Origin of the sequence: Winslowiella toletana (genome assembly GCF_032164335.1) — a bacterium.
Lineage (GTDB): Bacteria > Pseudomonadota > Gammaproteobacteria > Enterobacterales > Enterobacteriaceae > Erwinia > Erwinia toletana_A.
In genome coordinates this window covers 4,295,614-4,318,394 of the sequence record NZ_CP134152.1, presented here as the reverse complement: position 1 = coordinate 4,318,394, position 22,781 = coordinate 4,295,614, and the positions used below count along the sequence as shown (strand labels likewise).

26 protein-coding genes, 1 other RNA gene and 1 pseudogene are annotated in these 22,781 nt (G+C 52.6%); 14 read left to right on the top strand and 14 right to left on the bottom strand.

Annotated elements, in window-relative coordinates:
• Positions 1-17: 17 nt before the first annotated feature.
• The 8 genes and pseudogenes from RIN69_RS19640 to RIN69_RS19605 all read left to right on the top strand — a co-directional run bounded on the left by RIN69_RS19640 (position 18) and on the right by RIN69_RS19605 (position 7,351).
• Positions 18-794, top strand: a complete 777-nt coding sequence (locus tag RIN69_RS19640) for a DUF4311 domain-containing protein (protein WP_313853926.1) — start codon at positions 18-20, stop codon at positions 792-794.
• A 14-nt stretch (positions 795-808) separates the two neighbouring features.
• Entirely contained in the window at positions 809-1,456 is a 648-nt protein-coding gene (locus RIN69_RS19635; RefSeq protein ID WP_313853925.1) for a DUF4310 family protein, read from the top strand.
• A 59-nt stretch (positions 1,457-1,515) separates the two neighbouring features.
• Complete coding sequence (locus RIN69_RS19630; RefSeq protein ID WP_313853924.1) at positions 1,516-2,649, top strand: amidohydrolase/deacetylase family metallohydrolase; 1,134 nt, start codon at positions 1,516-1,518, stop codon at positions 2,647-2,649.
• A complete protein-coding gene (locus RIN69_RS19625; RefSeq protein WP_313853923.1) occupies positions 2,633-3,754 on the top strand; it encodes a DgaE family pyridoxal phosphate-dependent ammonia lyase in 1,122 nt (373 codons plus the stop codon). Before RIN69_RS19630 ends, RIN69_RS19625 begins: the two co-directional genes overlap by 17 nt.
• Positions 3,751-4,491: a 2-dehydro-3-deoxy-phosphogluconate aldolase gene (gene dagF / locus RIN69_RS19620; protein WP_313853922.1), complete on the top strand. Its 741-nt coding sequence runs from the start codon at positions 3,751-3,753 to the stop codon at positions 4,489-4,491. The genes RIN69_RS19625 and dagF overlap by 4 nt, the downstream gene beginning before the upstream one ends.
• A 52-nt stretch (positions 4,492-4,543) precedes the next feature.
• Entirely contained in the window at positions 4,544-6,454 is a 1,911-nt protein-coding gene (locus RIN69_RS19615; RefSeq protein ID WP_313853920.1) for a BglG family transcription antiterminator, read from the top strand.
• A gap of 112 nt (positions 6,455-6,566) precedes the next feature.
• Positions 6,567-7,022, top strand: a pseudogene (locus tag RIN69_RS19610) (STM2901 family protein).
• The gene (locus RIN69_RS19605) at positions 7,019-7,351 is read left to right on the top strand and encodes a DUF1493 family protein (protein WP_313853918.1); all 333 of its coding nucleotides are present in this window, start codon (positions 7,019-7,021) and stop codon (positions 7,349-7,351) included. Before RIN69_RS19610 ends, RIN69_RS19605 begins: the two are co-directional and overlap by 4 nt.
• 146 nt (positions 7,352-7,497) lie before the next feature.
• On the opposite strand, the gene rnpB is transcribed toward RIN69_RS19605, so the two are convergent.
• Positions 7,498-7,877: RNase P RNA component class A (rnpB, locus tag RIN69_RS19600), an RNA gene on the bottom strand.
• Positions 7,878-7,909: 32 nt separating this feature from the next.
• Positions 7,910-8,776, bottom strand: coding sequence for a 16S rRNA (cytidine(1402)-2'-O)-methyltransferase (gene rsmI / locus RIN69_RS19595; protein ID WP_313853917.1), 867 nt, complete (start codon positions 8,774-8,776; stop codon positions 7,910-7,912).
• 62 nt (positions 8,777-8,838) lie between these two features.
• Here rsmI and RIN69_RS19590 point away from each other — a divergent pair, with 62 nt between their 5' ends.
• The 4 genes from RIN69_RS19590 to dolP are packed head-to-tail and all read left to right on the top strand — an operon-like array spanning position 8,839 to position 12,403.
• Complete coding sequence (locus RIN69_RS19590; protein ID WP_313853916.1) at positions 8,839-10,860, top strand: penicillin-binding protein activator; 2,022 nt, start codon at positions 8,839-8,841, stop codon at positions 10,858-10,860.
• The gene (locus tag RIN69_RS19585) at positions 10,818-11,213 is read left to right on the top strand and encodes a YraN family protein (protein WP_313853914.1); all 396 of its coding nucleotides are present in this window, start codon (positions 10,818-10,820) and stop codon (positions 11,211-11,213) included. Before RIN69_RS19590 ends, RIN69_RS19585 begins: the two co-directional genes overlap by 43 nt.
• Before the next feature lie 16 nt (positions 11,214-11,229).
• Positions 11,230-11,820 carry a DnaA initiator-associating protein DiaA gene (gene diaA, locus RIN69_RS19580; protein WP_052902921.1) on the top strand — a complete coding sequence of 197 codons (591 nt, stop codon included), beginning with the start codon at positions 11,230-11,232 and terminating at the stop codon, positions 11,818-11,820.
• Positions 11,821-11,830: 10 nt separating this feature from the next.
• The gene (dolP, locus tag RIN69_RS19575; RefSeq protein ID WP_313853910.1) at positions 11,831-12,403 is read left to right on the top strand and encodes a division/outer membrane stress-associated lipid-binding lipoprotein; all 573 of its coding nucleotides are present in this window, start codon (positions 11,831-11,833) and stop codon (positions 12,401-12,403) included.
• A 63-nt stretch (positions 12,404-12,466) separates the two neighbouring features.
• Here the strand turns inward: dolP and RIN69_RS19570 are convergent, their stop codons facing one another.
• Positions 12,467-13,171, bottom strand: coding sequence for a pirin family protein (locus tag RIN69_RS19570; protein WP_313853908.1), 705 nt, complete (start codon positions 13,169-13,171; stop codon positions 12,467-12,469).
• Positions 13,172-13,307: 136 nt separating this feature from the next.
• Here RIN69_RS19570 and RIN69_RS19565 point away from each other — a divergent pair, with 136 nt between their 5' ends.
• Positions 13,308-14,207, top strand: coding sequence for a LysR family transcriptional regulator (locus RIN69_RS19565; RefSeq protein ID WP_313853907.1), 900 nt, complete (start codon positions 13,308-13,310; stop codon positions 14,205-14,207).
• A gap of 91 nt (positions 14,208-14,298) precedes the next feature.
• Here the strand turns inward: RIN69_RS19565 and RIN69_RS22990 are convergent, their stop codons facing one another.
• The 11 genes from RIN69_RS22990 to exuR all read right to left on the bottom strand — a co-directional run bounded on the left by RIN69_RS22990 (position 14,299) and on the right by exuR (position 20,976).
• Positions 14,299-14,547 (bottom strand): DUF2645 family protein, encoded by a 249-nt coding sequence (locus RIN69_RS22990; protein WP_390902554.1) that lies wholly within the window; start codon positions 14,545-14,547, stop codon positions 14,299-14,301.
• A 62-nt stretch (positions 14,548-14,609) separates the two neighbouring features.
• Positions 14,610-15,314, bottom strand: coding sequence for a hypothetical protein (locus tag RIN69_RS19560; protein WP_313853906.1), 705 nt, complete (start codon positions 15,312-15,314; stop codon positions 14,610-14,612).
• A 190-nt stretch (positions 15,315-15,504) separates the two neighbouring features.
• Positions 15,505-16,485, bottom strand: coding sequence for a glutathione S-transferase family protein (locus RIN69_RS19555; protein ID WP_313853905.1), 981 nt, complete (start codon positions 16,483-16,485; stop codon positions 15,505-15,507).
• Positions 16,486-16,568: 83 nt separating this feature from the next.
• Complete coding sequence (locus RIN69_RS19550) at positions 16,569-16,961, bottom strand: DoxX family protein (protein WP_313857815.1); 393 nt, start codon at positions 16,959-16,961, stop codon at positions 16,569-16,571.
• Positions 16,962-17,204: 243 nt separating this feature from the next.
• Entirely contained in the window at positions 17,205-17,492 is a 288-nt protein-coding gene (locus tag RIN69_RS19545) for a YqjK-like family protein (protein WP_313853902.1), read from the bottom strand.
• A complete protein-coding gene (locus tag RIN69_RS19540) occupies positions 17,489-17,887 on the bottom strand; it encodes a phage holin family protein (protein ID WP_313853901.1) in 399 nt (132 codons plus the stop codon). The genes RIN69_RS19545 and RIN69_RS19540 overlap by 4 nt, the downstream gene beginning before the upstream one ends.
• Before the next feature lies 1 nt (position 17,888).
• A complete protein-coding gene (locus RIN69_RS19535) occupies positions 17,889-18,194 on the bottom strand; it encodes a DUF883 family protein (RefSeq protein ID WP_313853899.1) in 306 nt (101 codons plus the stop codon).
• 42 nt (positions 18,195-18,236) lie between these two features.
• Complete coding sequence (locus tag RIN69_RS19530; protein WP_313853897.1) at positions 18,237-18,608, bottom strand: DUF1090 domain-containing protein; 372 nt, start codon at positions 18,606-18,608, stop codon at positions 18,237-18,239.
• A 193-nt stretch (positions 18,609-18,801) separates the two neighbouring features.
• Positions 18,802-19,191, bottom strand: coding sequence for an EnvZ/OmpR regulon moderator MzrA (mzrA, locus tag RIN69_RS19525; protein ID WP_313853895.1), 390 nt, complete (start codon positions 19,189-19,191; stop codon positions 18,802-18,804).
• Entirely contained in the window at positions 19,191-19,868 is a 678-nt protein-coding gene (locus RIN69_RS19520; protein WP_313853893.1) for a DedA family protein, read from the bottom strand. Before RIN69_RS19520 ends, mzrA begins: the two co-directional genes overlap by 1 nt.
• A 337-nt stretch (positions 19,869-20,205) precedes the next feature.
• On the bottom strand, positions 20,206-20,976 hold the full coding sequence (gene exuR, locus RIN69_RS19515; protein WP_313853892.1) for a transcriptional regulator ExuR: 771 nt from the start codon (positions 20,974-20,976) through the stop codon (positions 20,206-20,208).
• A gap of 389 nt (positions 20,977-21,365) precedes the next feature.
• On the opposite strand from exuR, the gene uxaC reads away from it, so the two are divergent.
• The gene (uxaC, locus tag RIN69_RS19510; protein ID WP_313853891.1) at positions 21,366-22,775 is read left to right on the top strand and encodes a glucuronate isomerase; all 1,410 of its coding nucleotides are present in this window, start codon (positions 21,366-21,368) and stop codon (positions 22,773-22,775) included.
• The last annotated feature ends 6 nt before the right edge of the window (positions 22,776-22,781 follow it).

The window sequence follows — 22,781 nt, the reverse complement described above, 5'->3', positions numbered from 1 at the left end:
AACCAAAGGAAAGACTGATGTTTTTAATCATTTTATTTAAATCGTTAATCATCGGCGCGCTGGTCGGTGTGGGCGTCGGTGCCGGTGCGGCGCGTATGTTCCATGCCCCCACCACGCAGGGGATGGGCGCATTTCGTACGCTGGGTGAACTGAACTCCTGTGAGGGCGATCCTGCCTCTCATTTCTCTTTCGGTCTGGGTTTTTTCTTTAACGCCTGGGCTTCTTCGGTGGCGGCGGGCGCTTTTACCCAGGACGTTGACCATCGCATTATTCCCCACTGGGGCGCAGCGGCATTGATGGTTAAAAACCGAAGTGTTGCGCAGACGATGCACGATCCGAAAAAGATGGCCATTGCCTGCGGCATCATCGGCATGATCGTCGTGGCATTTCTTAATTCGACCGCCTCAGCGGTGCCGGCCGCGTTACAGGTGACGGCGATTAAAGTGCTGGTGCCTGCGGCTAACCTGCTGGTTAACACCGTGATGCCGGTGATCTTCTGGCTGGCTGCCATTGATGCCGGTAAAAAATCAGGCTTCTGGGCGACCATATTTGGCGGCCTGTCGCAGCTGATTATGGGTAATGCGGTGCCGGGGCTGGTGCTGGGAATTCTGATCGGTAAAGGGGTCGAAGAGAGCGGCTGGAACAAAGTCACGAAAGTGATGATGTTCGCCATCGTACTGCTGTTTGTACTGAGCGGCTTCTTCCGCGGCTTCGATATGAAACTGTTGCAGTCATTCCAGCTTGGCGTTCCTGGCTGGCTCGACATGATCCACAACTCCCTGAGCGGTAAGTAACGAGGAAGATGGCAATGAGCGATACGAAAAGCGGCTTCTGGTATGCCGACTGGTCTTTCCCAATTTTTGTCGGCCTGCTCTCATCAGGGGTGTTTGCCGGTACGCATATGTACTACCTGTATGGCATCGGGGCGTTTAACGAAGTGGCGTTTGTTTCAATGCTGCGTGCCGGAATGGATACTGGCGTTTACGGCGCGGTGGCGGCCTTTGGTGCCAGCTTTCTGTTTGCACGCATTATCGAAGGTTCGCTGGTGGGGATTCTCGATATCGGTGGTGCGATTCAGACCGGCGTCGGGCTGGGCGTGCCGGCGCTGCTGTTGGGCGCGGGCATAATCTTTCCAGTGGCAAACTTTGCTGCTTCGCTGGTTACCGGTCTGGTGATTGGCCTGGCGATTGGCTATGTCATTATCCTGGCGCGTAAGTTCACCATCAACCAGAGCAACTCAACCTATGGTGCCGACGTCATGATGGGGGCCGGTAATGCGTCTGGCCGTTTTCTTGGCCCGCTGATCATCCTGTCGGCAATGGCCGCGTCGATTCCGATTGGTATCGGCTCGCTGGTCGGCTCGCTGCTGTTCTACCTGTGGGGTAAACCGATCACCGGCGGAGCGATTTTAGGCGCGATGATCCTCGGCGCAATGTTTCCGGTGGCGATCGGCTAGTCCCGATTCTCCAGGGCGCCGCTTTTGGCTCCCGTCGTAATGATAAGCAGGGAGTTATCATGTTCGATCTGATTATTCGCCGTGCGCGGCTCAGTGATGAAAGCGTAATGGATATTGCGCTGCTCGACGGCAAAATTGCCGCAATTGGCGAGATACACGGCGAAGCGCGTCAGCAGCGCGATTTAGCCGGTCGCTACTACCTCAGCGCAGGCTGGATTGATTCGCATGTGCACTGTTACGTCAAATCTCCGATTTATCACGATGAAGCAGATGCAATTGGCGTCAGCACCGGAGTGACCACGGTGGTTGATGCCGGCAGCACCGGTGCTGATGATATTGATGATTTTTATCAGCTGACGCGCAACGCCAGCACCCAGGTATATGCACTGCTGAACATTGCCCGCACCGGCATCGTCACTCAGAACGAGCTGGCAGATATGAGCCAGATCGACAAGGCTGGAGTGCGTGAAGCGGTGCAGCGCCTGCCCAATTTTATTCTCGGCATTAAAGCGCGTATCAGCAGCAGCGTGGTGGGAAATAACGGCATCAAGCCACTGCAGCGCGCTAAAGAGATTCAGCATGATAACGGCGATCTGCCGCTGATGGTGCATATTGGCAATAACCCGCCGAATCTGGATGAGATTGCCGATTTATTGACCGCTGGTGACATCATCACCCACTGCTACAACGGCAAGCCGAACCGCATTCTGACGCCAGCCGGACAGCTGCGCGCGTCAATTCAGCGGGCGATTCAGCGCGGCGTGCGGCTGGATGTCGGCCACGGCAGTGCCAGCTTCAGCTTTGAAGTGGCGCGCGTTGCCATTGCGCAGGGCATTCTGCCGGACACCATCAGCTCTGATATTTACTGCCGCAACCGCATCAGTGGCCCGGTGCACAACCTGGCACACGTGATGTCGAAATTCTTCAGCGTCGGGATGACGCTGCCGCAGGTGATTGACTGCGTTACCGTCAACGCTGCGCAGGGTCTGCGGCTGAGGAGCAAAGGTCGCCTTGAAACAGGTTTCGACGCTGACCTGACCATTTTTACCGTCAAAACGGAAACTCGCCCATTTGTTGACTCCGAAGGGGAGAGCGTTGAGGGCGAGAAACATCTGGTGCCATTAGCGGCGGTGGTCGCGGGCCAGTGGATTGTGACCGATGAAGGAAAAGCCAGTCATGACTTCGATCTATGAAAAATATCAGTTAAAGCAAGTGATTAATGCCTCCGGGCGCATGACCATTCTCGGCGTATCAACACCGGACAAGTCGGTGGTCGATACGGTTAACTATGGCCTTAATCACTATTTTGAGATGAAAGATCTGGTTGATAAAACCGGTGCGTATATCGCTGATTTACTGAATGCCGAAGATGCAGTGGTGGTCTCCTGTGCCTCGGCCGGGTTGGCACAATCGGTAGCGGCAGTGATTGTGAAAGACGATGACTGGCTGCTGGAAAATCTGCACGCCGCGCCGCTGGAGGTGCCGCACGATATCGTACTGCCAAAAGGGCATAACGTTAATTTTGGTGCGCCGGTTGGCACGATGGTAACGATGGGCGGCGGGCGACTGGTAGAAGCCGGGTACGCCAACGAATGTTCGCCGCAGCAGCTGTCGGCGGCCATTACCCGGCAAACTGCTGCAATTCTGTATATCAAATCTCATCATTGCGTGCAGAAGAGTCATCTCAGCGTTGAGCAGGCGGCGGTCGTGGCGCGCAAGCACGGCGTGCCGTTGATTGTTGATGCGGCGGCGGAAGAGGATTTGCAGTGCTACTACCGCGTGGGTGCCGATCTGGTGATTTACAGCGGCGCGAAGGCGATTGAAGGGCCAACCAGTGGTCTGGTGGTTGGCAAGCAGCAGTACATTGGCTGGGTCAAGCGTCAGTCGGCGGGCATTGGTCGGGCGATGAAGGTGGGTAAAGAGGGCATTCTTGGCCTGACGCAGGCGATTGAAAACTATCTGACGCAGGAGAAAGTGACCGGCGCGCAGATGGTCGAAAAGATGACGCCATTTATCGATAACCTGAATACGCTGAACGGCATCAGCGCGCGCGTGGTGTGGGATGCCGCCGGGCGCGATATCGCCCGCGCGGAAATTCATTGCGACGAGGCGCTGATTGGCCGCACCACTGGTGAGCTGGTGCAGGCGCTGAAAACCGGTGAAATCGCCATCTATTTCCGTGGTTATAAAGCCAATGAAGGGCTGGTGGAAGTGGATGTGCGCAGCGTATCGTCAGAGCAGCTTGAGACCATCTATATCTGCATTAAAGCTTTGTTATCAGGAGAGAAAATCGCATGACGCTAACGCCGAAATTTTATCAAGACCGCGTATGTCTTAATGTCCTCGCTGGCTCTAAGCAGAATGCGCAGGATATCTGGCAGGCGGCAGAAGGACATGTGCTGGTTGGCGTGCTGTCGAAAAACTATACCAGCGTGGAAAGCGCGGTGGCGGATATGCGCCAGTATGCCGCGCTGATTGATAACGCGCTGTCGGTCGGGCTGGGTGCGGGCGATCCGAATCAGTCGGCGATGGTCAGTGAAATTGCTCGCCAGATTCAGCCGCAGCATGTTAATCAGGTATTTACCGGCGTGGCAACCAGCCGTGCGCTGCTCGGGCAGCAGCAGACGGTGGTTAACGGACTGATTTCGCCAACCGGTACGCCGGGGCAGGTGAAAATCTCCACCGGCCCGCTGAGTTCACAGCAGGCAGACGCGGTTGTACCGATCGCCACCGCCATCGCGCTGCTGAAAGATATGGGCGGCAGTTCGGTGAAGTATTTCCCAATGGGTGGCCTGAAATCTATCGATGAGTTTAGCGCGGTCGCCGTAGCCTGTGCCGAACATGATTTCTGGCTGGAGCCGACCGGTGGAATCGATCTGGAAAACTATCAGGCGATTCTGAAGATTGCGCTGGATGCGGGCGTCAGCAAAATCATTCCGCATATCTATAGCTCGATTATTGATAAAGAAACCGGCAATACTCGTCCGGCAGATGTGGCGACATTATTAGCGATAACCAAACAATTGCTGGCATAACATCCACCGGGCGGTGACACCGCCGCCGCCCGGATTGAAAGGGGCAGGTAACGTGAGATTTCCCAATCAACGACTGGCGCAGCTGTTTGATGCGCTGCAAAACGAAATGCTGCCGCAGGATGAGCTGGCGCGCCGATTTGCCGTCTCAACGCGTACCGTACGCACCGATATCAGCGCGCTGAACCAGCTGCTGGTGGAGCACGGCGCGCACTTTGTACTGAGCCGCAGCGAAGGCTATCAGTTAAAAATCGACGATGCTGCCCGCTATGGCCGCTTGTTGCAGTCCGCGCCTTCGCATCTGCGCATACCGCGAACTTCGGCAGACCGCGTGCACTATCTGTTAACCCGTTTTCTCACCTCAGCTTTCTCGCTTAAGCTGGAAGATCTGGCGGAAGAGTGGTTTGTCAGCCGGGCTACGCTGCAAAGCGATATGGCTGAAGTGAGAGATTGGCTGAACCGCTACCAGCTGGCGATTGAAACCAAGCCGCGCTACGGTATGAAGCTGTTTGGCAGCGAAGTGTCGATTCGCGCCTGTCTGACTGACCTGTTGTACCAGATTTCGCAAGAGGCCAATGAGAGCCCGCTGCTGACGCTGGAGGCGCTGAACAGCGGAATGCTGGAGACGCTACAGCCGCTGCTGCATCAGTGCTTCTCTCGCTTTCATATACGAATGACCGACGACAGCGAGCACTATCTGCGGCTCTACTGTGCGGTAGCGGTCCGGCGTATTAGCGAGGGCTATCCGCTGACCGAGTTTAGCGCCGAGGATGTTGATGATGATGTGCGTGATGCAGCGCGGCATATTATCAATCTGATGCGGCCGATCACCGGCAAAGCGATCTCACCGGCTGAAGAGGCTTACTTACGCGTTAATATTGCCGCGCGGCGGGTGCAGGATATTGCCCCCAGCGCCATCAGCCCGGATGATGGTGATACGCTGGTCGATTACATTCTGAGTTATATCAACCACCACTATAATTTTAACCTGCAAAACGATGCTCAGCTGCGCGCTGACCTGCTGACCCATATCAAGACCATGATCACCCGCGTGCGCTACCAGATTAATATTCCTAACCCACTGTTAGCCAATATTAAACAGCACTATCCCATGGCCTATGACGTAACGCTGGCGGCGGTTTCGAGCTGGGGAAAATATACGCCTTACGCGATCAGTGAAAACGAAATCGGTTTTCTGGTGCTGCACATTGGCGTCGGGCTGGAGCGGCATTATAACGTTGGTTATCAGCGTCATCCGCAGGTGATGCTGGTATGCGATACCGGTAACTCGACGGTGCGTATGATTCAGGCGATGTTAATGCGCAAATATCCGCAAATTGTGGTGCAGCAGATTATCTCGCTGCGCGATTATGAACAGCTGAATGTAATCGAGGAAGATTTCGTTATTACCACCGCGCGGCTGACGGAGAAAGATAAGCCGGTGGTCGTGATGTCACCGTTCCCGACTGATTATCAGCTGGAGCAGATTGGCAAACAGGTGCTGGTCGATCGTACACGCCCGTATATGCTGGAAAAGTTCTTCGACGCGGCACATTTCCGTATTATCGATCGGCCAATGGATCGGTCGCAGCTGTTTCATATGCTGTGCGAACAGTTGCAGCAGGAAGGGGTTGTCGATGAGACGTTCTGTGCCTCAGTGGAAGAGCGCGAAGCCATTGTCAGCACCATGCTGGGGGAGGGCATTGCGCTGCCGCACGCCCTCGGCTTGCAGGCGCGTAAAACCGTGGTTTACACCGTGCTGGCACCGCAGGGCATTCAGTGGGGCGACGAAACCGCCAGTGTGATATTTCTGCTGGCGATCAGTAAAACTGAATATGAAGAGGCGATGGCGATTTACGATCTGTTCGTCACCTTTATGCGCGAAAGGGCGATGACACGACTGCGTGATAGCAAGGATTTCGCCAGCTTTAAGGCCGTAGCGATTGATTGCCTGAGTCGTTTGTAGAAAGGTGGAATCTCTGTTGCTGAACAGATCTTTGACCTCACGTCAGTTGAAAGCTGGAAAGTATAAAAAACACCTGTAATGTTGGTTTTTTTAACATAAAAGCATTTATGGAATGGATACTATTGAAGAGTTGAATGGTATCTATTTTTATCGAGGATTAAACAATATCACAGCTATGGAGTTACTTTTCTGGATACTTATTGAGGAGACTGAGAAGCAATTAGGTATTCAGGATATTGCTGGAGTAGCCGCGTTGCTGATGGGACATAATGGTATTGATGTACCCGGTAAGCCAGGCAGTGCTACACCCGGAACCTCTGATGCGTCAGTTTATTCGCGAAAATATCTAAGCTATAGATTCCAGAATAGAGTTTTACCTACGCTGACAAAAAAATCTATTTCACTTAATGGCTTATAAGTTTTTTGGGTCAACAATATGGGGGCTTTTGTTGGGCGAGCAGCACCCGTGCTGGGGTGGATAATCCTGGCAAATGACGTCAGCCAAATAAGTTTCAGAACAGCGAGTAAGTACAATGTGTTGGTTCGAAACGAGGATAAAATCTGGTGAATAATAATATTGAAAAAGTTGTTTATGAATTCATCCAGAGTGAGTTACCCCTTGTTACCACCATTCTGCTAAAGAAAGTTCCCGTGGGGATCGATTCCCCTCTTCAGCAACTACACGAAGCAGATGATGTTGCTGAAATGGCTAATAAATACTTCAGGGAATTTAATGTTGATCCGGCAGGGTTCACGTTGGAGCACTATTTTCCCTGGAAAACAGCGTGTTATATGCGGCGATGGTTTAATGCAGAGCCGATCGGGCAGGATAAACAACCTCTGACAGTCAAGATGTTTGCTGAGTCAGCAAAGGCCGGTAAATGGCTATATGGATGATTTCAGCCAGATAAGTGGTGAATGGAGCAAGTTACTGCATCAGGAAGCAGGAATAGTTCATTTGTGCCGAGGTAGCTGAACACCGTAGCAAAGCCCTATCCCGCGCTCACGAAAAGCAAAAACCCCGCCGAAGCGGGGTCTTAAAGAGGTGAAACTGACCGATAAGCCGGGTTCTGTCGTGGACAGTCATTCATCTAGGCCAGCAATCGCTCACTGGCTCAAGCAGCCTACCCGGGTTCAGTACGGGCCGTACCAAGTGAACCCCTATTTGGCCTTGCTCCGGGTGGAGTTTACCGTGCCACGGACTGTTGCCAGCCGCGCGGTGCGCTCTTACCGCACCCTTTCACCCTTACCTGATCCCATAAATGGGCCATCGGCGGTTTGCTCTCTGTTGCACTGGTCGTAGGCTCATCACCCCCCAGGCGTTACCTGGCACCCTGCCCTATGGAGCCCGGACTTTCCTCCCCTCTGTCTGTCTCCCCCCGAAAGAGGACGGCAACAAAGCGGCGACTGTCTGGTCAGCTTCGGCGCGGATAATAGGGCATTCGGCGCGGTTTGTCACCCCTCTTGCTGTTCCAGCGCATACTTATACAGCGCATTTTTTTTCACGCCGTGGATCTCGGCGGTCAGCGCGGCGGCCTTTTTCAGCGGTAATTCAGCCTGTAACAGCGCCAGCGTGCGCAGTGCTTCAGCTGGCAGAGCATCGTCAGCTGGCGCTTTAAAGCCTTCGATAATGAGCACCATTTCGCCCTTACGGCGATTTTCATCCTCTTTAACCCACGCCAGCAGTTCGCCAATCGGTGCACCCTGAATCGATTCCCAGGTTTTGGTGATTTCACGCGCCAGCACCACATAGCGATCTTCACCCAGCACTGTGGCAATATCCTGCAGGCTGTCCAGCAGGCGGTGAGTGGATTCGTAGAAAATCAGCGTGCGCGGCTCCTGCTCAAGTGCACGCAGCGTGTCGCACCGGCCTTTGCTTTTCGCTGGCAGAAACCCTTCGTAACAGAAACGGTCTGACGGTAATCCCGCCGCGCTTAAGGCGGTAATCGCCGCGCAGGCTCCTGGCAGTGGCACCACCCGGATACCGGCTTCGCGACAGCGGCGCACCAGATGATAGCCAGGATCGTTGATCAATGGCGTGCCTGCATCGGAAACTAACGCTATGCTTTGGCCTTCCTGCAGCTTCGCCAGCAGCTGTTCTGCTTTCTGTTGTTCATTATGATCATGGAGTGCGAACAGGCGAGCATTGATGGCGAAATGTTGTAGCAACAGCCCGGTATGACGTGTATCTTCCGCAGCGATCAGATCGACGCTCGTGAGTACCGTCAGGGCACGCTGGGTGATATCACCCAGATTACCAATCGGCGTAGGAACGATATAGAGCGTGCTGGCAGAAATGTCTGCCCGATCGAGTTGTTTCATTGTTTCATCCGCATTGCCGATTTAATATTGAGCATCTTGAAAAAAACATCACTGGATACAGTATGCTTCCTTCAAAAGTCGTTCGTAATAAAGCAGGACGCTTCGTGCCTGTTCTTCTGGCCGGGCTAATTTTAGCAGCTTGTACTGGTCAGGCACCGCAAACTCCAGGTGCGGATGTCCAGGGACCTGCTACCAGGACTTCCGACTATTATCTGCAACAAGTGCAGCAAAGCTCCGATGATAACAAGGCTGACTGGCAATTACTTGCCATACGTGCATTGTTGAATGAAGGGAAGTATCCGCAGGCCAACCAGCAGTTCACTCAGCTACCGAAAACATTGAGCGACAGCCAGAGTCAGGAAGTGCAGCTACTCAACGCGCAGCTGGCGATTTCACGCCAGGATGTGGCCAGTGCACAGAGCGTGCTGGATAAACTCGACCCCGCTTCATTGTCGAAAGATCAGCAGGCGCGCTATTGGCAGTTGCAGATCAATGCGAATCAGGGCAAGCCTTCCCTGACGCTGTTACGTGCTTTTATCGCACAGGAACCGCTGTTGCAGGGTGCTGATAAGCAGAAAAATATTGATGCTACCTGGCAGGCGCTGACGCAAATGACGCCGGAACAGGCGAATAGTCTGGTGATTAACGCCGATGAAAATGTCCTGCAAGGCTGGCTTGATCTGCAAAGTGTTTATCATGCCAACCGTCAGGACCCGGATATGCTGAAAGCGGGCATCACCGACTGGCAGACGCGTTACCCGCAGAACCCGGCGGCGAAAATGTTGCCGACGGCGCTGGGGCAGGTACAGAACTTCCAGCAGGCTTCAACCGGTAAAATTGCGCTGTTACTGCCGCTGAACGGTCAGGCCCAGGTGTTTGCCAGCGCCATCCAGAAAGGCTTTAACGATGCGAAAAATGGCGTGCTGAATGCGCCACCGCCAGCAGCGGAGGCTCAGCCGACAGAGAACGCTTCTGCAACGCCAGCAGAAAACGATGCGAATGCCGTGGTCAGCCCGTCAGCCATTCAGCCAGGTGATGACAGCGAACAGCAACAGAATCAGCCGGTTGCGCCCGCCAGTTCGCAGTCGGTCGCTACTGCGCCTGCCAGCAATGCCGAAGTGAAAGTCTACGATACCAGTGCTCAGCCGCTGCCACAGCTGCTGGCGCAGGCGCAGCAGGATGGCGCGACGCTGGTGGTAGGCCCGCTGCTGAAAAACAACGTTGAGCAACTGGCTGACAGCCAGACGCCACTCAATGTGCTGGCGCTGAATGAGCCTGAAAAAATCCAGAACCGTCCGAATCTTTGCTATTTTGCGCTTTCTCCTGAAGACGAAGCGCGCGATGCTGCGCATCATATCTGGGAGCAGGGTAAACGATCGCCACTGTTACTGGTGCCTCGCGGCTCGCTGGGCGATCGTGTGACCAATGCCTTTGCCAGCGAATGGCAGAAGCTGGGAGGAAGCACGGTACTCAGGCAGCAGTTTGGTTCCACCGGTGAACTGAAGCAGGGGATTAACAGCGGAGCGGGTATTCGTCTGACCGGCACGCCAGTCAGTGCGCCGCAAGAACAGCCGCAGGGTGTGACCATTGCTGGCCTGACCATCCCGGCGCCGCCGAGTGATGCGCCGGTGCAGAGCTCTTCCGGCAATGTGGATGCGACCTATATTGTCTCAACGCAGGATGAGTTGCAGCTGATTAAGCCGATGATAGCGATGCGCGTCAGCAGCCGTGATAATGTGGCGCTGTATGCCAGTTCTCGTAGCTTCCAGGCAGGCTCAGGCCCGGATTTCCGTCTGGAGATGGAAGGGCTGCAGTTCAGCGATATTCCGTTGCTGACCGGGGCTAACCCAGGTTTGATGCAGCAGGCAGCAAGAACATTTAATAATGATTACTCGTTGGTACGCCTTTATGCGATGGGCATTGATGCCTGGACATTGGCTAACCACTTTAGTGAAATGCGTCAGCTGCCTGGTTTCCAGATTGATGGCAACACCGGCAAGCTAAGCGCCACTCAGGATTGCGTCATCAACAGGAAGTTGACATGGAGCCAGTATCGTCAGGGACAAATCGTTCCGGCCAACTGAGTCGCCAGCAACAAGGGGCGGGCTATGAGTTGATAGCCCGCCGCCATCTGGAACAGGCCGGGTTGATATTTGAAGCCGCCAACGTGCGTTTTCGTGGCGGAGAGCTGGACCTCATCATGCGCGACCAGCAGCGCTGGGTGTTTGTTGAGGTTCGCTATCGTCGTAACGACCGTTTCGGTGGCGCCGCTGCCAGCGTGACGCGGCAGAAGCAGCAGAAGTTACTTCGGGCGGCAGCCATCTGGCTGGCGATGCGCAATGCCAGTTTTGATACGCTCGACTGTCGTTTTGATGTTGTTGCCATCACCGGGAATCAGCTTGAGTGGTTGCCCGACGCGTTTAATGCAGAAGATTAGAACCGGGTGAAAAACCGTGCTGGAAAAAATTAAAGCTTGTTTTACCGAAAGTATTCAAACGCAGATTGCTGCGGCAGAAGCCTTGCCGGATGCCATCTCGCGTGCTGCGATGACCATGGTGCAGTCTCTGCTGAATGGCAACAAAATCCTGAGCTGTGGTAACGGAACCTCAAGTGCCAATGCTCAGCATTTTGCCGCCAGCATGATTAATCGCTTTGAGACTGAGCGCCCGAGCTTACCGGCGATTGCGCTCAGCGCCGACAACGTACTGTTAACCGCGATTGGTAACGATCGCCTGCATGAAGAGATTTACGCCAAGCAGGTGCGCGCGCTGGGTCATGCCGGTGATGTGCTGCTGGCGATTTCCACCCGTGGTAACAGCCGCGATATCGTCAAAGCCGTTGAGGCGGCGGTAACGCGCGATATGACGATTATCGCACTTACCGGTTACGACGGCGGTGAGCTGGCCGGTTTGCTGGGGCCACAGGATGTGGAGATCCGCATCCCTTCACACCGCAGCTCAAGGATACAGGAAATGCACATGTTAACCGTGAATTGCCTGTGCGATTTGATAGATAACACCTTATTTCCCCACCAGGATGTTTGAAGGAGCAAAAATGAAGGCATTATCTGCATGTGCAGTTATTCTTACCGCGCTGATGCTACAGGGTTGTGCAGCAGTGGTTGTGGGTAGCGCAGCCGTAGCCACTAAAACGGCCACTGATCCACGCACGGTGGGTACTCAGGTTGATGATGGAACGCTGGAGCTACGCGTCAGTAACGCGCTGGCGAAAGACGAACAGATTAAGAAAGATGCGCATATCGTCGCGACCGCCTATCAGGGCAAAGTTCTGCTGACCGGCCAGGCGCCGAGTGCCGATACTGCGGGCCGGGCGAAACAGATTGCGTTGGGTGTGGATGGCGCAACTGAGGTTTACAATGAGATTCGCCAGGGGCCAAAAGTGAGTCTCGGCACCGCCTCTTCCGACACCTGGATTACCACTAAAGTCCGTTCCCAGTTACTGGGCAGCGATCAGGTGAAGTCGTCCAACGTGAAGGTGACGACTGAAAACGGCGAAGTATTCTTACTGGGTCTGGTGACCGAGCAGGAAGCGAAGGCCGCAGCGGATATCGCCAGCCGCGTAGGGGGTGTGAAACACGTGACTACTGCGTTTACCATTCTGAAGTAACCAGTGTGGCGGCGTTCTCGCCGCCTGTGCCGCACGGGAGCCGAAAATGGCTCCCGGATAAAATTATACCGGCAAATCAATCACCAACGCCCGTAGCGGCGTTGCGGCAACCAGCGACACATGCTGCTCTTCTTTAATAAAAGCCCCATCGCCACAGACCAGCGTTTGCTGTTGCTGAGACTGCGTCTCTGCTTGTAAGGACCCATGAATCGATTGCAGATAAGCACGCGGCCCATGCAGTTTAGTGGACCAGCTTTCGCCGGGTTGCAGCTCAATATGGTGTATCCAGACCTGCTGACGCAGTTGTAAGCTGCCCAGTTCGCCATCAGGCGATGCCAGCAAAGTATACGACTGGCGGGGTGAGATTTTCACGCGTTGAATCAGCGGGTTTTCCCGCTCCGGGCAGGCATCCAGCCACAGTTGCAGGCGCGTCAACGGCGTCTCTTTGCTCAGGTTGTGTTCACTCCAGGTGACGCCAGCCTGAGTAGACAGCAGCAAGGCTTCCCCGGCGCGCGCGCTGGTGTGATTGCCTTCGCTGTCGCGATATTCAGCTTCGCCTTGCAGAATTAAATTGAGGATATCCACCTTCGGATAGCTGCGCGGCTGAAAGGATGCCGCTGGTGCCAGTACTTCCTGATTCAGCACTCGCAGCGACGCATAGCCCAGCAGTTCAGGATCAAAGTAATGTCCAAAAGAGAAAGTATAGCGACCCTGCAACCAGCCATAATCGGCCTTGCCACATTCGTTCGCTGCACGTGATGTAATCATAATTGTTTTAACCTCCAGTGTCGTCCAGCCCCAGAGTGGCGGACGCTCATCATCATTCCATGGTAAGTTTCTGGACGCAGGATTGTTAGCCAGTTAATCTGCTGGGTATATTCAAATTTCCTGACAGAGAATCGCGATGGCTAAAGATCGGGCCTTAACGTTAGAAGCTTTACGGGTGATGGATGCTATCGATCGTCGTGGCAGTTTTGCCGCCGCCGCTGATGAGCTGGGGCGCGTGCCGTCTGCGCTAAGCTACACCATGCAAAAGCTGGAAGAAGAGCTGGACGTGGTGTTATTTGACCGTTCTGGTCATCGAACTAAATTCACCAATGTTGGCCGGATGCTGCTGGAGCGCGGGCGGGTTCTGCTTGAGGCTGCGGACAAATTAACCACCGATGCGGAAGCGCTGGCGCGCGGCTGGGAAACTCATCTGACAATTGTGGTTGAAGCGCTGGTTCCCAGCCAGCTGCTGTTCCCGCTGGTTGATAAACTGGCGGAAAAAGCGAATACCCAAATTTCACTGATGACAGAAGTGCTGGCGGGTGCCTGGGAGCGGCTGGAACAGGGCAGAGCGGATATTGTTATCGCTCCGGATATGCATTTCCGCGCATCATCAGAGATTAACACTCGCAAACTCTACAGCATGGTCAGCGTCTACGTTGCCAGCCCGGACCATCCGATCCATCTTGAGCCTGAGCCACTGTCCGAAGTGACGCGAGTGAAATATCGCGGCATTGCGGTGGCGGATACTGCGCGTGAGCGCCCGGTGTTAACCGTTCAGCTGTTGGACAAACAGCAGCGTTTAACCGTCAGTTCGATTGATGATAAACGCAAAGCGCTGTTGGCCGGTCTCGGCGTTGCTACCATGCCTTATCCGCTGGTGGAAAAGGATATCGCTGAAGGGCGCTTGCGGGTAGTCAGCCCGGAATATTCCCGTGAGGTAGATATTATTATGGCATGGCGACGTGACAGTATGGGTGAGGCGAAGGCCTGGTGCCTGCGTGAGATACCGCGTTTATTGGCAAAGCAGCGATGAGTTTATTCTCTGCTATCCTGCACAGCTGATTACATCAAGCAGAGTTCCATAAATGGCTCTCTGCTGTATTTTGTCTTTGATATAATATAATTTAAAAACATAGAGAAAATCGTAAAAAAAATCGCCATATCCAAAATGTGAGTAAGAATATTAACAGTAAATTATAAAAAAGGGATTTAAACTTTCTTCTTAAGGAGAGGTGGATGAATGGAATGATAAGAGTAAATGTTACTGGAGCAAGGATATCTCGGGTGTCATCATAAACCAAATTCTCAAAAGCAATGCAGATATTAGTTAATGCTCCCTCTCCAACCATATATTCATGATCAAAAACAGACATCATATAGATAACTAATAATGAAAAAAAGAAATATCCGATGGCAGTTACTCTTTTCCAGCTGATCATTCTCCTAAGTCCATTATATTCTCTATCGACTTCCTCTTATTTATAATGCTGCGTCCATACTCTGTATATTTTCGCAGCGGAGAACCTACTGGAGCATTAATGGAATCAATAAAGTCCTGTTTTTTTCGCTGGATCCCTCTATTGTAGCGTGAGCCCGCGAGGATAATCTGTTCATCATTAAGATTGCGTGTGTCAGTATCAGGATAGTCATAGAGGATTAAATCGTGAAGATGTTTAGCAACGATCTGTATATTGTAATCATTGTTAAGTAAGCAATTTGAAAGTTGAAACTGCTGTGTTCGGTTAAGCTTAGAGGGATCGATACCAATAGCTTCGGCGGCTGCGCGTAACTGTATTGCCAGTGAACCCACGGATGTAACATTCGAGAGATTATTATTCCCTCTAAATATATCAATTAACTGGCGAAACTGAAGAAGACCATATGTTTTCAATCTATCTGGTTTTCCTCCCACTTCGGAAACTGCAACCCCTGCTAATAATAATTCTGGTATGTTGTTTTCTTGTGAAAATCGGCTAATTGCATGCCTGTTATAAACTAAAAATCCAGCTTTGTAGGCCCACAGGTAATTTTCTCCAGTAACGAATCGCTGATTGCCTGGAAGTAATTTATAACGCATAAGATCTATAGCGTTGAAATGAGGAAAACCCAGATCATCAACAGTGCAGAATGCATTTCCCATTGTTAATTCCCTATAAGGTAAATCTCCTGAATATATTGAGGTAATATACCGATTAAAGTCTTAATGAGAAGTTAATAGTTAAAGAATTGTTTTTTTTGTGATGAGCATCAATACTCTGAAAGATTACGTTAACGAGTACTAAAAAGAGTGAACAGGGTGACATTCAAGCCACCCGTGACAATATCACTCATTAAAGATGGTCCCGCCCGTGCGGCTCATCCCAGTTAAACGCTGGCCCGATGGAAATCACGCCGTGCGGATTGATAGTTTTATGGCTGCAATAATAGTGATGGCGGATATGCGCCAGATCGACGGTCTCCGCAATGCCCGGCATCTGATAAATCTCGCGCAGGAAGCCATTCAGATTCAGATAATCACCAATACGATGCTTGTCACATTTGAAATGGGTGACATACACCGGATCAAAGCGCACCAGCGTTGTCCACAGACGCAGATCGGCTTCAGTCAGACGGTCGCCGGTCAGATAGCGATGCTGCCCCAAAATTTGCTCAAGGCGGTCCAGCGAGCTAAACAGCGAAGTAACGGCTTCGTCGTAGGCTTCCTGCGAGGTGGCAAAGCCACTTTTGTAGACGCCGTTGTTAACGGTGTCATAAATCCAGCCGTTCAGTTCATCAATGCTGGCACGTAAATCCTGCGGATAGAAGTCTCCCGCGCGGGCACCCACGCCATCGAATGCCGAGTTAAACATGCGGATGATGTCAGCAGACTCGTTGCTGACGATGGTGTTCTGCTGCTTATCCCATAATACCGGGACCGTCACGCGGCCGGTATATTCTTTGTCAGCGCGCAGATAGAGCTGATAAAGAAACGCGTTATGAAACAGGTTGTCACCGGTAGCCGCAGGAAAATCGTCATCAAAGGTCCAGCCATTTTCCAGCATCAACGGATGTACCACTGAAACCGAAATCAGATTTTCCAGCCCTTTCAACTGGCGCATCAGCAAGGTGCGGTGCGCCCATGGGCAGGCCAGTGAGACATACAGATGATAGCGGTCGCGCTCGGCGCGAAAACCGCCGCTGCCGGTCGGGCCAGCTGAGCCATCGGCAGTGACCCAGTTACGGTAAGCCGATTCAGAGCGCTTAAAGCGGCCACCGGTGGATTTAGTGTCATACCAGTTGTCGTGCCAGACACCGTCAATTAACAGTCCCATAAAACCTCCAAAATAAATGAGGCGAGGATGAAATCATCCTCGCCCTGGTATCAGTCATAATTTAGAGTATAGACCTACCGCTGTTACCATTTTTTATTGATTAGGCGGTCGATGCTGAAAGCGCCCGGACCGGTAATACCTAACAGTAAGAAGCCGCCAGCAATGGTCAGATTTTTCATAAACATCAGCTGGTTAACGCCTTCAGCAAAGTTGCTGTGGAAAATAAACGCGGTCAGCAGAGTAAAGCCAGCGGTAAACAGTGCGGTAGTACGGGTCAGGAAGCCGAACAGAATGGCCAGACCGCCGCCGAACTCCAGCAGGATGGTTAGCGGCAGGAAGAAGCCTGGAACACCCATTGCTTCCATATACTGCTGAGTACCGGCATAACCGGTGATTTTGCCCCAGCCTGCAGTAATGAACAGAATTGGCATCAGAATGCGTGCGATCAGTAAGCCGGTATCTTCTAATTTTTTCATCATTTACTCCAACGTGTTTTTTATTATGGGCAGAACAAGTCAGCCAGCTAAGTAACAAGGCTCACGGGCAAAACGCGCTGGAGTCCTTTCGTTGAAGAAGATAATAATCGCGAATGATTAAGGTTGTAAGCGAGATATACTGTCGATGTTATTCAAGAAAATTGAATTGGAAGAAATGGCAGGAAATCAGTGAAGCGGGCAGTACCAAGGGGAGAAATGGGCGGCAACAGCGCCGCCCCTGAGTTATCGGCTACCGGGCAGGTTTTTACGAATCAACCGCCAGGTGCTCCATGCACCGAAGCCGCGCTTAGCCCAGCGCAGCAGGAAGCTTGGGTTACGTGCGGACCAGATGGCCAGCGCGCTACTTCCTATAACTAAATAGCGGCGCATGCTGACCAGCGTCAGCCAGCCGCTATCGTAACGAGCAGTGCTCGTCAGCCAGTCGCGGCGAGCGGCGGTCAGATCGAGGCGTTGCTGCTGGACAATGCCCAGCAGTTCGGCCTTACGCTGTTCGCGTTCGCGGCGGCTCATGCACCGTCATCCTCAAGCAGCTTGCGGTCGGTTTCCAGCTCTTTACGCGTGGCGCGCAGCAGCGTCGATTTGCGCGACTTGCTTAACGCCCACAGACCAAAGAACAGCGCCAGTGCAAACAATACGCCGGTAGTGATGGCGATTGCCATCAGACGATATTGTGCATCGACCGCCCAGACGACCAGTACCATCAAGCTCATCAACCCGAAGGCGGTGAACAGCATGGTTAATCCGACCATCATCAGCATCTGCAGCAGATTGGCTTTCTCTTCCTCCAGCTCTACCACTGCCAGCCGCACGCGGGTTTCAACCATGCCGACCAGCGTGGTGATGATACGCTGTCCTATGTTTATGACCCCTTTGCCCGGGCCGTGGCTTTGCTGTGAGTCGGCCATATTAACGACGCGTCAGCAATACGCCCAGCACCACGCCTACAGCGGCACCAATGCCGACGCCATGCCATGGATTTTCACGCACATACTCATCGGCGCGTCCTGCTGCTTCGCGGGTGCCCTGTGCAATACGCTCGCCAGATTCGCCCAGGCGGTGACGTGACTCATCCAGCGCGGCGCGTGCCTTGGTACGCAGCTTGTCCAGCTCGGTTTTTGATTTTTCACCGGTGGTGCTCAGTACTTCTTCCAGGGTGTCGGCCAGATTTTTTAATTCCGCGCGCAGGTGTTCTGAGGTGGTATCTTTTGACATGAAACACTCCTTATTATCATTGGATTAAGTCAGTTACTTCGGTTAATACGGTGCTGCTTCTGTTTGTTTAAGTTCTTCGCGTGCTTCAGCCAGTTTCTTCTCACGTTTGGCAATTTTTTCATTATCGCCTTTATCACGTGCTTCACTCAAATCGCGTTCACGTTCAGCAACTTCGTGCTTATGTTTTTCAATCTTCTCCTGATGCTCAGCTTTAAGACGGGCATCAGTACAGCCTGCACGCGCTTCGGTAAGCGCACGCTCCAGTCCGGTCACACGACGTTGATTATCGTGCTGACGAGCGATATCGATCTGTTGCTGAATAGCCTGCTCTTTCTGCTGGCAGAGCGGTTCAGCTGCCTGAGCGAAGCCGGAGAGAGAGAAAAGACCTAAACAGAGAACGAAGCGAAATTTCATGTTCTTTTACCTTCCTTTGTTGATATGCCGGGCGTTATGCAGAATCCCGTCACTGGAAATTCCTGAGTCTGCTTTGGGCCATAAGGCAAAACAGACATTATCCTGTAAGGATAGTCAGAAATTGGTGAAAGCTCAAAGCAGAGGGTGTAAGTGGGGGAATTATGACCGCCGACCATAGCGTCGGCGGTAGATCTCAGCCAACCGACTGAGGATTAAAGCTGATGCGGCTGAACCAGCTTTTGCTTGAGGTCGCATCCATTTGTGCTATCTCAAACCCGTAGGGCAGTATCTGCTGCAACGCCTTTTGCGCTGCCAGGCTCTGCTCCTGCGAGTCAAATTTGATCACCAGTGAATCGCGGTCAGGCGTGATGCTCTTAATCTGAATGCCCTGCGCATTAAGGCGCTGCCAGACATAAAAACCATCCGGTAGTGAGATGCCCTGACGGGATGTTTTAATCTGTAAAGCGGTCTCCTGGCGGTACAGTGCTGGCATTAGCACAACGGCTAATAAGGCCAGCGCGCCCAGCACCAGCCACGGTAGCAGACGCCGCCGCCCGGTAGTCCATTTGGGTAACACGATCATTATGAGTTTCCTTTCTCACTACCTGGATTTCGCTTGTTGCGCCATAAAACGTACAGTGAACCAAACAGGCCAAACACCAGTAAAACCAACGGTAACAGCATCAGGCAGAACATCACCTCATCTTCATATTTGCGAAAAATCGGCGTTTTACCTAATGCGAAGCCCATAACCGTCAGAATGAGTATCCAAAGTAGCGCGCTCATCCAGTTAAAAAACTGAAAGCGAGCATTGCTGAGGCCTGACAAACCCGCGATGGTCGGCAGCAGGGTACGAACAAAAGCAATAAAACGGCCGATTAACAGTGCCGAAAGGCCATGACGATGAAATAGACGGTGCGCCCGCTGATGGTACTGCGCGGGCAAATGGGAAAGCCACTTCTGCACCGTGACGGTATTCCCCAGCCACTTGCCTTGTATGTAACCGACCCAACTCCCAAGGCTGGCTGCGGTTGTCAGGATAAGAATGGTCAGTGGGAAGTTCATGGTTCCTTTGGCGATCAATACGCCTACCAGAATCAGCAAGCTGTCTCCTGGCAGAAAGGCTGCGGGCAGCAGGCCGTTCTCGAGAAACAAAATCATAAACAGTATGCCGTAAATTGCCCAGACCAGCGTCGGATCGGCCAGGGTTTCATAATCTTGTTGCCACAGTGCATGCAGCAACTCTCTCATAATATCCATTAATTCTTCCTGAACATCATTGTTAAACACGCTTGCCGGATGACAAGTTCAGGCGGAGGCTGACGCGGATTTTGATCGTTATAATTGGCGCAGCCTGCTGCCGAATAGGGGACACTCTGCATTTCGTGCATAAAAGCCGCACGTTCTTTTCACCCGGTGGCAAAGGGTAAAAAAAGACAGTTAACTGTAACAAAAACCACCGATTTGAGACAGGGGAAACTTGCTACCGCCAGGCTGTTTTACCGTTCAATGGCATTAGCAGAAAGGAGCTTTACACAGGCTGACACTTATGCAAGTTTGCTTAAATAATCAGCCTTACAGAAAAATAGCGTATTTTTTAAGAATCTTTTGGTTTTTCGAGGGTGATTACTGGGTTTTCGGCGAACATATAGCGATCGACATTTATTTCAAAATCATCACTGGTGGCGCGAAATAACATCTGACGCGTATTTTCCAGGTGTTGCCACATCGCTCGTTTGCTGGCTGCCGGATCCTTGCGCATTAGCGCCTGAAGAATCTGGTCATGGTCGTCGCACCAGCTTTCGATCGACTTGTCATCAATATGTTCATGCAGTTTTAACCAGTACGGGTTATATAAACGGTGTAACCACATCTTTTCAACAATTGCCGCCAGCGCGCTGTTTTGTGTCGCGGCAGCGATCTGCACATGGAATTTCATATCCCATTCTGAATCGCGGAAGCGATCCTCTTTACGCGCCTGCTCCTGAATTTCCATGAGCTGAATAATGTGCTGGCGTGTCACCTGGGTGGCGGCGAACTCTGCGACATTACTTTCAATCAGCTGCCGTGCCTGCAACAGCTCAAATGGGCCGAAATTGGCGAACTCAAGCTGACTGTGGGTCGTAACGCTTTTTTTCTGCTGATTACCGACCACATGGATACCGGATCCTTTGCGGACGTCAACATAGCCTTCCACCTCAAGCATGATGATCGCTTCGCGCACCACGGTGCGGCTTACGCCCATCTCCTCGGCAATAAAACGCTCAGCGGGCAGCTTGTCGCCCACCAGATATTCGCCTGCCTCCAGCTGACGTTTCAGTTCAGCTGCCAGCTGTTGATAAAGGCGACGCGATTCGCTCAGTTCCATGATCGAGGCTCCGGGTTAAGAGGGCTGATAGTAGAGTTGTTATACCCGTTTTCTGACCGTTTTAACAATGTCAGCCGGAGGAAAGCTCATGGCCGCGTTTGTCTGGCAACAGCCAGGTTCTGGTATAACAAGAATAAAGGAATGCTGTCATACAACTTTGAAAGGTTGAATGCCATCACATAAACCTTTACTGGCGTGTGGGATACTAAAAGTGGCCTTACGTCAGTTATTTACTTATTCTCTGACCGGGTGGGGTGAAAAGTTAATCAAGAAAACTGCTGTTAATGTGAGCGGCATCTCAAAATTATCGCTGCGCCTGCCATAATTGGTATGATAACTTTTTAAGCGTTCAGGCAGTGCGGCCCAACGTCGAGAGTGAGGAAGCGGTTATGTCCCAATTTATGAGCGAAGATTTTTTGCTGGATAGCGCAGTTGCACGACGGTTATTTCATGATTATGCCGCTGAGCAGCCGATTTTCGATTACCACTGCCACTTACCGCCGCAGCAGATAGCCGAAAATACCCGCTTTGAAAATCTCTTTGATATCTGGCTGAAGGGCGATCACTATAAATGGCGGGCGATGCGCGCTAATGGGGTGCCCGAAGCGCTCTGCACCGGTAACGCCAGCGACCGCGAAAAGTTTGATGCCTGGGCGCGCACGGTGCCGCATACCATTGGTAACCCGCTGTATCACTGGACTCATCTTGAGCTACGCCGTCCGTTCGGCATCCGCGATATTCTGCTGTCGGAGAAAACTGCTGATAGCGTCTGGCAGCAATGTAATGCACTGCTGGCCGAAGATGCATTCAGTGCGCGCGGCATTATGACGCAGATGAAGGTGAAAATGGTCGGCACCACTGACGATCCAATTGACGACCTGCGCCATCATGCTGCGCTGGCACGCGATAGCAGTTTCACCACCAAAGTGCTGCCTTCATGGCGACCCGATAAAGCCTTTAATCTTGAAGCGGAAGGTTTTGTCGATTATCTGCACCAGCTGTCAGCCAGTGCCGATGTATCGATCTCGCGCTTTGATCATTTGCTGCAGGCTTTGAACCGAAGGCTGGACCATTTTGCGGCGCACGGCTGCAAAGTCTCCGACCATGCGCTGGATGTGGTGCTGTTTGCCGAGGCGGATGAGGCAACGCTCGATGCGATTCTGGCGCGCCGACTGCAAGGAATGACGCCAACTGAACACGAAGTCGCCCAGTTTAAAACCGCGGTGTTGGTGTGGCTGGGAGCGGAGTATGCCCGTCGCGGCTGGGTGCAGCAGTATCATATTGGCGCACTGCGCAATACCAATCGCCGCCAGCTGGCGCTGCTTGGGCCGGACGTCGGCTTTGATTCGATAAATGACCGTCCGCTGGCGGAGCAGCTGGCGCGCCTGCTGGATGCGCAAAACCGTGACAACGCGCTGCCGAAAACCATTCTTTACTGCCTCAATCCGCGTGACAACGAAGTGATTGCCACCATGGTCGGTAATTTTCAGGGCGAGGGTCAGCCAGGCAAAATGCAGTTCGGTTCGGCCTGGTGGTTTAACGATCAGCTGGACGGCATGCAGCGCCAGATGACTCAGCTGTCACAAATTGGTCTGTTAAGCCGTTTTGTCGGCATGCTGACCGACAGCCGCAGTTTTCTCTCCTACACCCGACATGAATACTTCCGCCGCCTGCTCTGCCAGATGATTGGCCGTTGGGTAGAAAACGGTGAGGCACCGAATGATATCGAACTGCTGGGTTCGATGGTGCAGAACATCTGCTTTAACAATGCTCGGGACTATTTTGCCGTCGAGCTTTAACAAGGA

Coding starts and splice junctions, on each gene's coding strand:
- RIN69_RS19520 (WP_313853893.1), bottom strand. CDS start 19,868: ATGGATATTATGAGAGAGTTGCTGCATGCACTGTGGCAACAAGATTAT.
- RIN69_RS19555 (WP_313853905.1), bottom strand. CDS start 16,485: ATGGGACTGTTAATTGACGGTGTCTGGCACGACAACTGGTATGACACT.
- dagF (WP_313853922.1), top strand. CDS start 3,751: ATGACGCTAACGCCGAAATTTTATCAAGACCGCGTATGTCTTAATGTC.
- RIN69_RS19585 (WP_313853914.1), top strand. CDS start 10,818: ATGGAGCCAGTATCGTCAGGGACAAATCGTTCCGGCCAACTGAGTCGC.
- RIN69_RS19625 (WP_313853923.1), top strand. CDS start 2,633: ATGACTTCGATCTATGAAAAATATCAGTTAAAGCAAGTGATTAATGCC.
- uxaC (WP_313853891.1), top strand. CDS start 21,366: ATGTCCCAATTTATGAGCGAAGATTTTTTGCTGGATAGCGCAGTTGCA.
- RIN69_RS19530 (WP_313853897.1), bottom strand. CDS start 18,608: ATGAAATTTCGCTTCGTTCTCTGTTTAGGTCTTTTCTCTCTCTCCGGC.
- exuR (WP_313853892.1), bottom strand. CDS start 20,976: ATGGAACTGAGCGAATCGCGTCGCCTTTATCAACAGCTGGCAGCTGAA.
- rsmI (WP_313853917.1), bottom strand. CDS start 8,776: ATGAAACAACTCGATCGGGCAGACATTTCTGCCAGCACGCTCTATATC.
- RIN69_RS22990 (WP_390902554.1), bottom strand. CDS start 14,547: ATGTCTGTTTTTGATCATGAATATATGGTTGGAGAGGGAGCATTAACT.
- mzrA (WP_313853895.1), bottom strand. CDS start 19,191: ATGATCGTGTTACCCAAATGGACTACCGGGCGGCGGCGTCTGCTACCG.
- RIN69_RS19590 (WP_313853916.1), top strand. CDS start 8,839: ATGCTTCCTTCAAAAGTCGTTCGTAATAAAGCAGGACGCTTCGTGCCT.
- RIN69_RS19535 (WP_313853899.1), bottom strand. CDS start 18,194: ATGTCAAAAGATACCACCTCAGAACACCTGCGCGCGGAATTAAAAAAT.
- RIN69_RS19560 (WP_313853906.1), bottom strand. CDS start 15,314: ATGGGAAATGCATTCTGCACTGTTGATGATCTGGGTTTTCCTCATTTC.
- dolP (WP_313853910.1), top strand. CDS start 11,831: ATGAAGGCATTATCTGCATGTGCAGTTATTCTTACCGCGCTGATGCTA.
- RIN69_RS19540 (WP_313853901.1), bottom strand. CDS start 17,887: ATGGCCGACTCACAGCAAAGCCACGGCCCGGGCAAAGGGGTCATAAAC.
- RIN69_RS19640 (WP_313853926.1), top strand. CDS start 18: ATGTTTTTAATCATTTTATTTAAATCGTTAATCATCGGCGCGCTGGTC.
- RIN69_RS19630 (WP_313853924.1), top strand. CDS start 1,516: ATGTTCGATCTGATTATTCGCCGTGCGCGGCTCAGTGATGAAAGCGTA.
- RIN69_RS19550 (WP_313857815.1), bottom strand. CDS start 16,961: ATGAAAAAATTAGAAGATACCGGCTTACTGATCGCACGCATTCTGATG.
- RIN69_RS19570 (WP_313853908.1), bottom strand. CDS start 13,171: ATGATTACATCACGTGCAGCGAACGAATGTGGCAAGGCCGATTATGGC.
- RIN69_RS19635 (WP_313853925.1), top strand. CDS start 809: ATGAGCGATACGAAAAGCGGCTTCTGGTATGCCGACTGGTCTTTCCCA.
- RIN69_RS19565 (WP_313853907.1), top strand. CDS start 13,308: ATGGCTAAAGATCGGGCCTTAACGTTAGAAGCTTTACGGGTGATGGAT.
- RIN69_RS19545 (WP_313853902.1), bottom strand. CDS start 17,492: ATGAGCCGCCGCGAACGCGAACAGCGTAAGGCCGAACTGCTGGGCATT.